Here is an 11,868-nt window from a genome sequence, read left to right as displayed (position 1 = left end):
AGGCCTTAGCCGAGCGCGCGGCGCGGGCCCTCGATCGCCGGGCACGCGTCCATCACGACCTCGAGCCCGGCGGCCTGCGCCCGCGCGGCGGCGGCGTCGTCGATGACGCCGAGCTGCAGCCAGACCGCGCGCGCGCCCGCGGCGATCGCCTCGTCGACGACGTCGCCCGCGAGCGCGGAGTTCACGAACACGTCCACGACGTCGACGCCGCCGGGGATGTCCGCCAGGCGTGCGTAGCCGGTCGAGCCGTGCACGGCCGCCGCGCTGGGGTGGACGGGCACGATCGTCATGCCCAGCGTCGACTGCAGGTACGCGGCCACGCCGTAGGCCGCGCGGGCGCGGTTCGCCGAGAGCCCGACGACGGCCCAGCGGGCCCGTGTGGTCAGGAGGCGGTCGATCACGGCCGGGTCGTTGGCGTGCGTCATGCGACCACCCAAGCACAGCGGCGCGGTGCGTACGCTGCCGAGCATGCGCGCAACCGTCCTCCATGGCCCGAAAGACGTCCGCCTCGAGCAGGTCCCCGACCCCATCCTGCACCGCCCGACCGACGCGATCGTGCGGGTGATCGCCGCCTGCGTCTGCGGGTCCGACCTGTGGGGCTACCGCGGCGTCCGCCCGACGCCAGAGCCCCGGCGCATCGGCCACGAGCTGGTGGGCGTGGTCGAGGCCGTGGGCGCCGACGTCGTCGGCGTGCGGCCCGGCGAGTTCGTGATCGCGCCGTTCGCGCTCGGCGACGGAACCTGCGCGAACTGCCGCAACGGGTTCCCGACCTCGTGCGTGCACGGCGTGATGTGGGGTGGGCGCGACCACGAGGGCCTCCTCGTCGACGGGGCGCAGGCGGAGCTCGTGCGCGTCCCGTTCGCCGACGCCAACCTGGTCGCGACGCCGACCTACCCCGCGGACGAGCTGATCCCCAGCCTGCTCGCGCTGTCGGACGTGATGGGCACCGGCCACCACGCGGCCGTCTCGGCGCGGGTCCACGCCGGCTCCACAGTCGTCGTCGTCGGCGACGGCGCCGTCGGGCTGTGCGCGGTGCTCGCCTCCCGGCGCCTGGGGGCGACCCGCATCGTCGCCATGTCCCGGCACCCCGACCGGCAGCGGCTCGCGCGCGAGTTCGGCGCGACCGACGTCGTCGCCGAGCGCGGCGCGGCCGGCGTCGCCGCCGTGCGCGAGCTGCTCGGCGCGGACGGGGCCGAGGCCGTGCTCGAGTGCGTCGGCACCCGCGAGTCGATGCAGCAGGCGCTCGACGTCACGCGGCCCGGCGGGTACGTGGGCTACGTCGGGGTTCCCGCGGGCGGCCCGGAGCTGCCGGTCGGGCAGATGTTCGGGGCGAACCTCAACGTGGCCGGCGGCATCGCGCCCGTGCGCACCTACCTGCCGGAGCTGCTGGCCGACGTGCTGTCCGGCGCGATCAACCCGGGCCGCGTGTTCGACCTTGAGCTCCCGCTCGCCGACATCGGCGAGGCGTACGCCGCGATGGACGAGCGTCGGGCGATCAAGTCGCTCGTGCGGCCCTGAGGCATGCGGCCCTGAGGCACGCCGGCGCGACGAAGCGCCCCTGACCCACCGGTCAGGGGCGCGTCGTCCGCTCGGGGCTCAGTGCTTGAACGCGTCCTTGACGTTCTCGCCGGCCCGCTTGAGGTCGGCGGACGACTGGTCGCGCTTGCCCTCGGCCTCGAGGCTCTTGTCATCGGTCGAGCGGCCGGCCGCTTCCTTGGCCTTTCCCGTCAGATCCTCGACCGCGTTCTTGATCTTGTCGTCGATACCCACGAACGTGCTCCCTCTCCTTTGACGTCACTGGTTCTTCGACCGTACGTCCGCCCGGCCGGTCGCGCGCGGGGAGCGCGGCGGCGCCCCTTAGGATCGGCAGCGCAGGGTGGGCACGGGTCGTTCGCGACGTGCTCGCATCACTCCGGAAACGGGCATCGACGGGAGCGCAGTGGCACGCGAGGAGCAGGTCAGCGACCGCGTGCTCACCGTGCCGAACGCGATCAGCCTCGCGCGCCTGGCGCTCGTCCCGGTCTTCGCGGTGCTCATCGTTCAGGGGCAGGACGTCTGGGCGCTGATCGTGCTCGCCGTCTCCGGCGCGAGCGACTGGCTCGACGGGCTCATCGCGCGGCGGTTCCACCAGGTCTCGCGGCTCGGTCAGCTCCTCGACCCGGCGGCCGACCGGCTCTTCATCCTGGTGACGCTCATCGGCCTGGCCTGGCGCGACGTGGTCCCGCTGTGGCTCGTCGTCGTGCTCGTGAGCCGGGATGCGCTGCTCGCGGCGCTGCTGCCGCTGCTCGCCCGGCACGGCTACGGGCCCCTGCCCGTCCACTTCGCGGGCAAGGCCGGCACGTTCGCGCTGCTGTACGCGTTCCCGCTACTCCTGCTCGCCGAGCGCAGCGGCGCCGTCGGCACGGTCGCGTCGGCGCTCGGCTGGGCGTTCGCCTGGTGGGGCATCGGGCTGTACTGGTTCGCGGCGCTGCTGTACTTCACGCAGGCGCGGTCGCTGCTCTACCCGCGGCAGGCCCACGAGTGAGCCGTCGCGCGGACTCGCGGCCGGGCCCGGGCGCCGCCGGGCCCGTCGACGCGTCGATGACGCTGCTCAACGAGGTGATGCGGCGTCCGCTCGACCCGGGCTACCAGCAGGCGGCCGATCGGCGGAGCGCGGGCGGGCCGCCGGCCGGCCTCGGCCACCGGCTCGCGCTGCTCGTGCTCGCGATCGCTCTCGGACTGCTCACCGCGGCCGCAGCGATCGACCTGCGCGCCCCGGAGCCCGCGGTCGCGCAGGCGCGGGCGCTGCTCGAGGGGCAGATCGCCGACCGCACCGCGCTGGCCGAGAGCCTGCTCGCCGACAACGAGAGCCGCAGCGCCGAGATCGCGAGCCTGCAGAGCGCCGCGCTCGGGGCACAGGACCCGGAGCTGCTCGCGACCCTCGCGGCGGACGGCGTGACCGCGGGCGCCGTGGCCGTGCAGGGCCCGGGCCTGAGGCTCACGCTCCAGGACTCCGACGTCGCGGCGGCCGATCCCGAGCAGGCGGACCCGGACGAGCGGGTCCAGGACGTCGACCTGCAGATCGCGGTCAACGGCCTGTGGCGGGCCGGCGCCGAGGCGATCGCCGTCAACGGCCACCGGCTGACCGCGATCACGGCGATCCGCAGCGCCGGCAGCGCGATCCTGGTCGACCTCGTCCCACTGAGCGGGCCGTACGTCGTCGAGGCCATCGGTGAGCCCGGCGGCCTCGCGACCGAGTTCGCCCGCACCACCGGCGGCCAGCACCTGGCGACCCTGCGTAACGTCTATGGGATCGGGGTCGACATCTCGAGCGAGGACGAGCTCGCGCTCCCCGGCTCGGCCGAGCTCCGGCTGCGGTCGGCTACCGTGCTCGTGCCCGAGCAGGACGCCGGCACCGGCGTGCCGTCGTCGGACCCGACCCGAGAGGAGGAGCAGCCATGATCGCCGTCCTCGGACTCGCCCTCGGCGTCGTCGCCGGGCTGGTCCTCGAGCCGACCGTCCCGGCCTCGCTCCAGCCGTACCTGCCCATCGCCGTCGTCGCCGCGCTCGACGCGCTGTTCGGCGGCCTCCGCGCCATGCTGGACGGGATCTTCGACGACCGGGTCTTCCTCGTCTCGTTCCTGTCGAACGTCGTCGTGGCCGCGCTCATCGTCTTCCTCGGCGACCAGCTCGGCGTCGGGACGCAGCTGTCGACCGGCGTCGTCGTCGTGCTCGGCATCCGGATCTTCTCCAACGCGGCGGCGATCCGTCGCCACATCTTCGGGGCCTGACGATGCCCGGCGGCCACCGCAAGGACGCGACGACGGACGCCGTGCCCGTGGTCCCGCCCGCGGCTCCGGCCGACGGCGACTTCGCGGCTCCGGCCGACGACGGCGCCCCCGCGGCGCCGCCCTCGGGCTGGCACCAGCTGCGCCGCGCGCTCGCGCCGCGCGCGACCCGGGCCCAGCTCCTGGCCTCGCTGCTATGCGCGCTGCTCGGCTTCGCCGTCGTCATGCAGGTCCGCCAGACGAACACCGAGGGCCTGTCGGCGCTGCGGCAGTCCGACCTCGTGCGGATCCTGGACGAGACGACGCAGCGCGCGTCCCAGCTCGAGCGCGAGGCCGCGGCGCTCGAGCGCACCCGCCAGGAGCTGCTGACCGGCTCGGACCAGCAGCAGGCGGCGCTGGACGCCGCGACCGAGTCTGCCACGACGCTCGGGATCCTGTCCGGGCGCCTGCCCGCCGAGGGCCCCGGCATCGAGATCGTGATCACGGACGCGTCGGGCTCGGTGCCCGCCCTGACCCTGTTCAACGTGCTCGAGGAGCTGCGCAACGCGGGGGCGGAGGCCGTGCAGCTCAACGGCCTGCGCCTGGTTGCGAGCTCCCACTTCGTCGACACGGCCGAGGGCCTGGAGGTCGACGGCACGCTGCTTACCTCGCCCTACCGGTGGATCGCGATCGGCGATCCGCTGACGATCGCGCCAGCGCTCGAGATTCCCGGCGGGGCGATGGCCGCCGTCCGCACCGCGGGCGGCCGGGGCTCCTCGACCGTCGCGGAGAAGGTCGAGGTCAGCGCGGTGAGGGCGATACCTGTCCCGGAGTTTGCCACGGCGCAGCCTGCGGCCGGGGAGTGAATGCGCGGCGGGCCTGCGGGCGCATAGGGTAGGCAGCATCCGGACCGGCAAGACCTGCCGATCCCACGACCGCGCTCGGGAGGCGAGATGACCGACGGCATCCAGGCGACCGAGCCCGATTCGAGCGAGGTCGGCCCCGGCCCCACGATTGGTGGGCCGTACGCCCCCCGCAGCGGCGCGGACACCACGATCAGCCTGGGCCAGCTCGGCCAGGCCGACCCGGAGGCGGCCTCGCCGACCGGGCTCACGGGCGAGGAGCAGGCCGCCGTCGCGGCGCTGCCGCGCACGTCGGCGCTGCTGATCATGCAGCGCGGCCCGAGCGCGGGCGCGCGGTTCCTGCTCGACGCCGCCAAGACGGTGGCGGGCCGGAGCGTCGACGCCGACATTTTCCTCGACGACGTGACCGTCTCGCGCCGGCACGCCGAGTTCGTCCGCGAGGGCGACGACTTCATCGTGCGGGACATCGGCTCGCTCAACGGCACGTACATCAACCGCACCCGGATCGACGCCGCGGCGTTGCGCGCGGGCGACGAGGTCCAGATCGGCAAGTACCGCCTGACCTACCACCCGAGCCCCGTTCGCGAGAGCGGTGCGGCTGCGCCGTCCTCCGGCCAGTGAGCGGGCGTCGGTGACCGGGCCCCGCCGCTCCCTGCGGGCAGACCTGGACCTCGGGTCGGCCGAGCCGGTCGGCTCCGTTCGGCCGCACGTCGTCGAGCCGTGGCCGCGCGGGTTCTCCCGGCGGTCCTCGATGCGGATCTCCGACGTGCTCGGGGCGCTGCAGCTCGAGTTCCCCGCGGTGACGAACTCCAAGCTGCGATTCCTCGAGGAGCAGGGACTCGTCCAGCCCGTGCGCACCCCGGCCGGGTACCGTCAGTACAGCCCGGCCGACGTCGAGCGGCTGCGGTACGTCCTGCGCCAGCAGCGCGACCGGTACCTGCCGCTCAAGGTGATCGGCGCCCAGCTCGATGCGCTCGACGCCGGCGACGAGGGCGAGCCCGCCGGGTTCGCGCGCCTGGCGACCCAGGACGGCGTCCGGCAGGCCCCGGCGATCGCCGGCCGCTGGACGGTGGCCGGGCTCGCGGCGGAGGCCGGCGTCGACGAGCAGCTCGTCGTCGAGCTCGTCGAGGTCGGGGTGCTCCGCCCCGGCCCGCGCGGGCAGTTCGACCTGTGGGCCCGCGACGTCGTGGTCCTCGCGGCGGCGCTGGCCGAGCACGGCATCGACGCCCGGCACCTGCGCGCCTTCCGCACCGCCGCGGAGCGCCAGGTCGACCTGGTCGACCAGGTCGTGGCGCCGTGGCGGGGCCAGCGCGCGGCGTCCTCGCGGGCTCACGCCGGGACCCTGGCGGCGGAGGTCGGCGAGCTGTGCAGCCAGCTGCACACCGTCCTCGTGCGCGCGGGGGTCGCCGAGCTCACGCCCTGACGCGGCGCGAGGCCGCCCGGTCGGGCGCGCGTCGGCGGGGGAGAGCGGCGGCGGCAGATTCCCTAGCGCTCGCCGGCTCGAATGGCCGTAGCGTGGTGCTGTGGGCGACGACGAAGAACTGGTTCCGGTCGAGGTCATCGGGGTGCGCCAGCACCGGCACGATGACGAGATCGTGGTGCTCCTGCTCGACCCCGCGGCGGAGCTGCTCGTCCCGATCCTCATCGGCCCGACCGAGGCGAGCGCGATCGCGTCCGCCCAGGCGGGCATCGTCCCGCCGCGGCCGATGACGCACGACCTGCTCCGCGACCTGCTCGCCGCGACCGGGGCCACGCTCGAGCGCGTCGAGATCACGGCCCTGACGGACGGCGTGTTCCACGCCGAGCTTGTGCTCGCCACCGGGACCCGCATCGACTCCCGGGCGTCCGACGCGATCGCGCTCGCCGTGCGGACGGGAAGCCCGGTGCTGTGCTCGGCCGAGGTCGTCGCGGTCGCCGGGGTCGAGGCCTCCAGCGGGGCCGCCGAGCTCGAGCTCGAGAAGTTCCGGACGTTTCTCGACCAGGTGTCTCCGGACGACTTCGAGACGGGGGAGGAGCCGAACCCGCACGGCCGGGAGCTCCCGTGATGACGTGCCGCGCACACCCGACTCGGTCCCCGACGGCCAACAGTCAACCTCAGGTCGAAGGTGAGACACGCGCAACGCCGACACGCCGGGCCGCTTTCGGCGCGCCGTCGTTGACTGCCCCCCCGGCGCGGCCTAGCGTTGCCTCTGACATCCGAAGCACCTCGGTGATCGGTCGGCCCCCCGGGTCGGCGAGGCCGGGCGACGAGCGCCGAACTTCTTGGCGGATGAGTGCAACGGACAACTGGAGGACGCGTGAGCGGCAGCGGTGACACCCTCGAGGCTGCGGGCGGAATCCCACAGCGTGCGCAGGGACTGCTCTTCGGCGACGAGCTGCCGGATCTCGACACCACGACCGGCTACCGCGGCCCGACCGCGTGCGGCGCCGCCGGGATCACTTACCGGCAGCTTGACTACTGGGCCCGGACGGGGCTCGTCGAGCCGACGATCCGGCCCGCGACGGGCTCCGGCACGCAGCGGCTGTACAGCTTTCGCGACATCCTGGTGCTCAAGGTCGTCAAGCGCCTGCTCGACACCGGCGTCTCGCTCCAGCAGATCCGGACCGCCGTCGCGCACCTGCGCGAGCGAGGCGTCGACGACCTCGCCCAGATCACGCTGATGTCCGACGGGGCCTCGGTCTACGAGTGCACCTCGGCCGACGAGGTCATCGACCTGGTCCAGGGCGGCCAGGGCGTGTTCGGGATCGCCGTCGGCCGGGTGTGGCGCGAGGTCGAGGGAACCCTCGCCGCGCTGCCGACCGAACGGATCGACGCCGACCCGAAGCTGGCCGCGCGCGACGAGCTCGCGCTTCGCCGGCAGGCTCGCTCCGCCGGATAGGCGACGCGCGGAGCGTTACTGCGGGAGTGGCACTGCGCGGGCGGTCCTGAGCCGGAACTAGGAGGTGTGCGGGCTGCGCAGCGCGCGGTCGAGCAGCAGGTCGAACGCGCGCGCGAGCTCCGCGGCCGGCTTGCCCGGCCACGAGTGCACGCTGCGGCCCGCCCCCTGCGCCTGCTGCAGCACCGAGCGCTCTGGGATCTCCGGCGAGAGCACGAGCGGCCCGTAGGTCGCGCGCAGCTCCTCGAGCCGGAACGCCTGCTCGCTCGAGCGGCCCTGCACGCGGTTGACCACGACGCCCAGCGGCTGCAGGCGGCGGGCCGGCCCGCGCCGCAGCTCGTCAATGGTGCGCAGCGCGCGGCCGACGGCCATCACGGCGAACAGTCCGGGCTCGGTGACGACGACGGCGCGGTCGGCGGCCGTCAGGCCCGCCCGGGTGAGGCCGCCGAGCGACGGGGGGCAGTCGATGAGCACGAGGTCGTACTCGCCGACGAACGACAGCGCGAAGGCGAGCCGCTCGAGGTCCTCGCCGCCGGGACCGTCGTGATCGGCCGACCGCGCCGACCCGAGCATGACGTCGAGGCCCGTCGTGGCCCACCCGCTCGCGCCGATGGAGCGCTCGACGCTCCAGGCGCGCGGGTCGTCGAGCACCGTCGCGACGTCGAGGCGGTCGGCGCGCTGGGCGGCGAGCGCCATGGTCGCGTCGGCCTGGGGATCGAGGTCGATCACGAGCGTGCGGATCCCGCGCTGCAGGGCCGCCGAGGCCAGCCCCAGTGTGACCGAGGTCTTGCCCACTCCACCCTTGAGGCTGCAGATCCCCAGTACCAACACCTGGTCACCATATCGGCACGTCATCGTGAAGCCGTCGAACGCCACGGCCATAGATCGTGGGATGATCACGCCGGTCGACCAAGCAAAGGGGTTCCCCGTGTTCTCGAAGGTCCTTGTGGCGAACCGGGCGGAGATCGCCGTCCGGGCGTTCCGCGCCGCCTATGAGCTGGGGGCGCGCACGGTCGCGGTGTTCCCGCACGAGGATCGGAACTCGGTCCACCGCCTCAAGGCCGACGAGTCGTACCCGATCGGCCAGCCCGGTCACCCGGTGCGCGCCTATCTCGACATCGACGAGATGATCCGCGTCGCGCGCGGCGCTGGCGCGGACGCGATCTACCCCGGCTACGGCTTCCTGTCGGAGAACCCCGCGCTGGCGCGGGCCTGCCAGGAGGCCGGCATCACGTTCGTCGGGCCGCCGCCCGAGGTGCTCGAGCTCGCGGGCAACAAGGTCCAGGCGATCGCCGCAGCGCGCGCCGCCGGCATCCCGGTGCTCGCCTCGTCGGCGCCCTCGGCCGACCTGGAGGAGCTCCTGGCCGCGGCCGACGCGATCGGCTTCCCCCTGTTCGCCAAGGCCGTCGCGGGCGGCGGCGGCCGCGGGATGCGCCGCGTGGAGCGCAGCGCCGACCTGCGCGAGGCCCTGTCGGCCGCGATGCGCGAGGCGGCGAGCGCGTTCGGGGACGACACGATGTTCCTCGAGCAGGCCGTGCTGCGGCCGCGGCACATCGAGGTCCAGATCCTGGCCGACGCGCAGGGAGAGGTCGTCCACCTGTTCGAACGGGACTGCTCGCTGCAGCGCCGGCACCAGAAGGTCATCGAGATCGCGCCCGCCCCCAACCTCGACCCCGAGGTCCGCGCCGCGCTGCACCGCGACGCCGTGACGTTCGCCCGGAGCATCGGGTACCAGAACGCCGGCACCGTCGAGTTCCTGGTCGCGACCGAGGGGGAGCGGGCCGGCCAGCACGTCTTCATCGAGATGAACCCGCGCATCCAGGTCGAGCACACGGTGACGGAGGAGGTCACCGACGTCGACCTCGTCTCCGCGCAGCTGCGGATCGCGGCGGGGGAGACCCTGGCAGACCTCGGCCTGACCCAGGAGACGATCCGGGTCAACGGCTTCGCGCTGCAGTGCCGCATCACGACGGAGGACCCCTCCAACGGCTTCCGGCCCGACACCGGCCGCATCATCGCCTACCGGTCACCGGGCGGCGCGGGCGTGCGGCTCGACGGCGCGACGGCCAGCGCCGGCGCCGAGGTCAGCGGCCACTTCGACTCGATGCTCGTGAAGCTCACCTGCCGCGGTCGGGACTTCCCGACGGCGATCGTGCGCGCGCGCCGCGCGCTGGCGGAGTTCCGCATCCGGGGCGTGCGCACCAACATCGCGTTCCTCCAGGCGGTCCTGACCGACGACGCGTTCCGGGCGGGCGAGCTGACGACCTCGTTCATCGACGAGCGGCCCGAGCTGCTCACGGCGCGCATCAGCGCCGACCGCGGCACCAAGCTGCTGGGCTTTCTCGGCGAGGTCACCGTGAACCGGCCGAACGGCGCGCCGCCGATCTCGGTCGACCCGCGGCTCAAGCTCCCGCCGCTCGACATGTTCGCCGCCGTCCCCGACGGCAGCCGCCAGCGCCTGCTCGCGCTCGGCCCGGACGCGTTCGCGGCCGACCTGCGGGGCCAGCGCGCCGTCGCCGTCACCGACACCACCTTCCGGGACGCGCACCAGTCGTTGCTGGCGACCCGCGTGCGCACGCACGACCTCGTCGCGGTCGCGCCGCTCGTCGCCCGACTGACCCCGGAGCTGCTCTCGGTGGAGGCCTGGGGCGGGGCGACCTACGACGTCGCGCTGCGCTTCCTGGGGGAGGACCCGTGGGAACGGCTCGCGGCGCTGCGCGAGACCCTGCCGAACATCGCGATCCAGATGCTGCTGCGCGGCCGCAACACGGTCGGCTACACGCCGTACCCGGTCGAGGTGACCGACGCGTTCGTGCGCGAGGCGACCGCGACCGGCGTCGACATCTTCCGGATCTTCGACGCCCTCAACGACGTCGACCAGATGCGCCCGGCGATCGACGCCGTCCGCGCGGCCGGCACGCCCGTCGCCGAGGTCGCGCTGTGCTACACGGGCAACTTCCTCGACCCGGCCGAGACCCTCTACACGCTCGACTACTACCTGCGCCTCGCGGACCGGATCGTCGCCGCAGGCGCGCACATCCTCGCGATCAAGGACATGGCGGGCCTGCTGCGCCCCGCGGCCGCCGGGCGGCTCGTCGGAGCGCTGCGCGACCGGTTCGACCTGCCCGTCCACCTGCACACCCACGACACGACCGGGGGACAGCTCGCGACCCTGCTCTCGGCCGCGGTGGCGGGCGTCGACGCCGTCGACGTGGCGAGCGCGCCGATGGCCGGCACGACCAGCCAGCCGCCGATGTCGGCCCTCGTCGCCGCGCTCGAGTTCACGGGCCGCGACACGGGCCTGAGCCTGCGGTCGGTCTGCGACCTCGAGCCGTACTGGGAGGCCGTGCGCCGGCTGTACGCGCCGTTCGAGTCCGGCCTGCCCGGGCCGACCGGTCGGGTCTACGACCACGAGATCCCGGGCGGCCAGCTGTCCAACCTGCGCCAGCAGGCCATCTCGCTCGGGCTGGGGGACCGGTTCGAGGCGATCGAGTCGACCTACGCGGCCGCCGACCGCATCCTCGGGCACCTCGTGAAGGTCACGCCGTCCTCGAAGGTCGTCGGTGACCTGGCCCTGCACCTGGTGGCGCGCGGCGCCGACCCGGCCGACTTCGCCGAGCGGCCGCAGGACTTCGACATCCCGGACTCGGTGATCGGATTCCTGTCCGGCGAGCTCGGCGACCCCCCGGGTGGCTGGCCCGAACCGTTCCGCACGCGCGCGCTGGCGGGCCGCACGCGGCGGACGTCGGTGGCCGAGCTCACCGAGGAGGACAAGCACGACCTCGGCGCGGACTCCGCGACGCGCCGCGACCGGCTCAACCACCTGCTGTTCCCGGGCCCGACCAAGGAGCTCGAGGCGTCCCGCGCCGCCCATGGCGACATCTCGGTGCTGGACACGCGCAGCTACCTGTACGGCCTGGAGCCCGGGGGAGAGGTCGAGATCGTCCTCGAGAAGGGGGTCCGCCTGTTGGTGGGCCTCGAGGCGGTCGGGACACCCGACGAGCGCGGCATGCGCAGCGCGATGTTCACGCTCAACGGCCAGCTCCGGCCGCTGCAGGTGCGCGACCTCGGCGTCGAGTCCGACGTCGCCAGCTCCGAGAAGGCCGACCCGGGGCAGCCCGGCCACATCGCGGCGCCGTTCGCGGGCGCGGTCACGCCGGTCGTGCAGGAGGGGCAGCGGGTCACCGCGGGCCAGACCGTCGCGACCGTCGAGGCGATGAAGATGGAGGCCGCGATCACGACGCCGGTCGCGGGCCTCGTGCGCCGGCTCGCCATCGGCGCCGTGCAGCAGCTCGAGGGCGGCGACCTGGTGCTCGTCGTCGCCTGACCGGCGCGGCCGGCCGGCGGCCGACGAGACGCGACCGCCGGCCGGCACTCCCGGCA

13 protein-coding genes are annotated in these 11,868 nt (G+C 74.2%); 10 read left to right on the top strand and 3 right to left on the bottom strand.

The annotated features are described in order from the left end of the window. Positions 1-5 precede the first annotated feature (5 nt). Complete coding sequence (locus J4E96_RS10580; RefSeq protein ID WP_227422076.1) at positions 6-425, bottom strand: CoA-binding protein; 420 nt, start codon at positions 423-425, stop codon at positions 6-8. A 43-nt stretch (positions 426-468) separates the two neighbouring features. On the opposite strand from J4E96_RS10580, the gene J4E96_RS10575 reads away from it, so the two are divergent. Beyond that, a complete protein-coding gene (locus J4E96_RS10575; RefSeq protein ID WP_227422075.1) occupies positions 469-1,518 on the top strand; it encodes a zinc-dependent alcohol dehydrogenase family protein in 1,050 nt (349 codons plus the stop codon). 78 nt (positions 1,519-1,596) lie between these two features. Here the strand turns inward: J4E96_RS10575 and J4E96_RS10570 are convergent, their stop codons facing one another. Further along, entirely contained in the window at positions 1,597-1,770 is a 174-nt protein-coding gene (locus tag J4E96_RS10570) for a CsbD family protein (RefSeq protein WP_227422074.1), read from the bottom strand. Between the two features lie 169 nt (positions 1,771-1,939). Between J4E96_RS10570 and J4E96_RS10565 the strand changes: the two genes are divergently transcribed. From J4E96_RS10565 to J4E96_RS10530, 8 genes are all read left to right on the top strand, one after another. Continuing rightward, entirely contained in the window at positions 1,940-2,524 is a 585-nt protein-coding gene (locus tag J4E96_RS10565; RefSeq protein ID WP_227422073.1) for a CDP-alcohol phosphatidyltransferase family protein, read from the top strand. Next, the gene (locus J4E96_RS10560; RefSeq protein ID WP_227422072.1) at positions 2,521-3,441 is read left to right on the top strand and encodes a DUF881 domain-containing protein; all 921 of its coding nucleotides are present in this window, start codon (positions 2,521-2,523) and stop codon (positions 3,439-3,441) included. Before J4E96_RS10565 ends, J4E96_RS10560 begins: the two co-directional genes overlap by 4 nt. Then, positions 3,438-3,770: a small basic family protein gene (locus J4E96_RS10555; protein ID WP_227422071.1), complete on the top strand. Its 333-nt coding sequence runs from the start codon at positions 3,438-3,440 to the stop codon at positions 3,768-3,770. Before J4E96_RS10560 ends, J4E96_RS10555 begins: the two co-directional genes overlap by 4 nt. A 2-nt stretch (positions 3,771-3,772) precedes the next feature. Then, positions 3,773-4,612 carry a DUF881 domain-containing protein gene (locus J4E96_RS10550; RefSeq protein ID WP_227422070.1) on the top strand — a complete coding sequence of 280 codons (840 nt, stop codon included), beginning with the start codon at positions 3,773-3,775 and terminating at the stop codon, positions 4,610-4,612. A gap of 87 nt (positions 4,613-4,699) precedes the next feature. Further along, the gene (locus tag J4E96_RS10545) at positions 4,700-5,230 is read left to right on the top strand and encodes an FHA domain-containing protein (RefSeq protein WP_227422069.1); all 531 of its coding nucleotides are present in this window, start codon (positions 4,700-4,702) and stop codon (positions 5,228-5,230) included. Positions 5,231-5,240: 10 nt separating this feature from the next. Then, positions 5,241-6,032, top strand: a complete 792-nt coding sequence (gene ftsR, locus J4E96_RS10540) for a transcriptional regulator FtsR (RefSeq protein WP_227422068.1) — start codon at positions 5,241-5,243, stop codon at positions 6,030-6,032. A gap of 100 nt (positions 6,033-6,132) precedes the next feature. Next, complete coding sequence (locus J4E96_RS10535; RefSeq protein WP_227422067.1) at positions 6,133-6,654, top strand: bifunctional nuclease family protein; 522 nt, start codon at positions 6,133-6,135, stop codon at positions 6,652-6,654. A 252-nt stretch (positions 6,655-6,906) separates the two neighbouring features. Beyond that, the gene (locus J4E96_RS10530) at positions 6,907-7,488 is read left to right on the top strand and encodes a MerR family transcriptional regulator (protein WP_319637670.1); all 582 of its coding nucleotides are present in this window, start codon (positions 6,907-6,909) and stop codon (positions 7,486-7,488) included. A gap of 57 nt (positions 7,489-7,545) precedes the next feature. On the opposite strand, the gene J4E96_RS10525 is transcribed toward J4E96_RS10530, so the two are convergent. Further along, entirely contained in the window at positions 7,546-8,316 is a 771-nt protein-coding gene (locus J4E96_RS10525; protein WP_227422066.1) for a ParA family protein, read from the bottom strand. A gap of 97 nt (positions 8,317-8,413) precedes the next feature. Here J4E96_RS10525 and J4E96_RS10520 point away from each other — a divergent pair, with 97 nt between their 5' ends. Then, positions 8,414-11,812, top strand: a complete 3,399-nt coding sequence (locus J4E96_RS10520; RefSeq protein WP_227425728.1) for a pyruvate carboxylase — start codon at positions 8,414-8,416, stop codon at positions 11,810-11,812. Positions 11,813-11,868 lie beyond the last annotated feature (56 nt).

Source organism: Pengzhenrongella sicca, from assembly GCF_017569225.1.
Classification (GTDB): Bacteria; Actinomycetota; Actinomycetes; order Actinomycetales; family Cellulomonadaceae; genus Pengzhenrongella; species Pengzhenrongella sicca.
The sequence above is the reverse complement of the archived record's forward strand: the minus strand, read 5'-3'. Positions and strand labels throughout refer to the sequence as shown.

Excerpts from the sequence above, each read along its gene's own strand:
- J4E96_RS10580 (WP_227422076.1), bottom strand. The coding sequence starts at position 425 with ATGACGCACGCCAACGACCCGGCCGTGATCGACCGCCTCCTGACCACA.
- J4E96_RS10575 (WP_227422075.1), top strand. The coding sequence starts at position 469 with ATGCGCGCAACCGTCCTCCATGGCCCGAAAGACGTCCGCCTCGAGCAG.
- J4E96_RS10555 (WP_227422071.1), top strand. The coding sequence starts at position 3,438 with ATGATCGCCGTCCTCGGACTCGCCCTCGGCGTCGTCGCCGGGCTGGTC.
- J4E96_RS10550 (WP_227422070.1), top strand. The coding sequence starts at position 3,773 with ATGCCCGGCGGCCACCGCAAGGACGCGACGACGGACGCCGTGCCCGTG.
- J4E96_RS10545 (WP_227422069.1), top strand. The coding sequence starts at position 4,700 with ATGACCGACGGCATCCAGGCGACCGAGCCCGATTCGAGCGAGGTCGGC.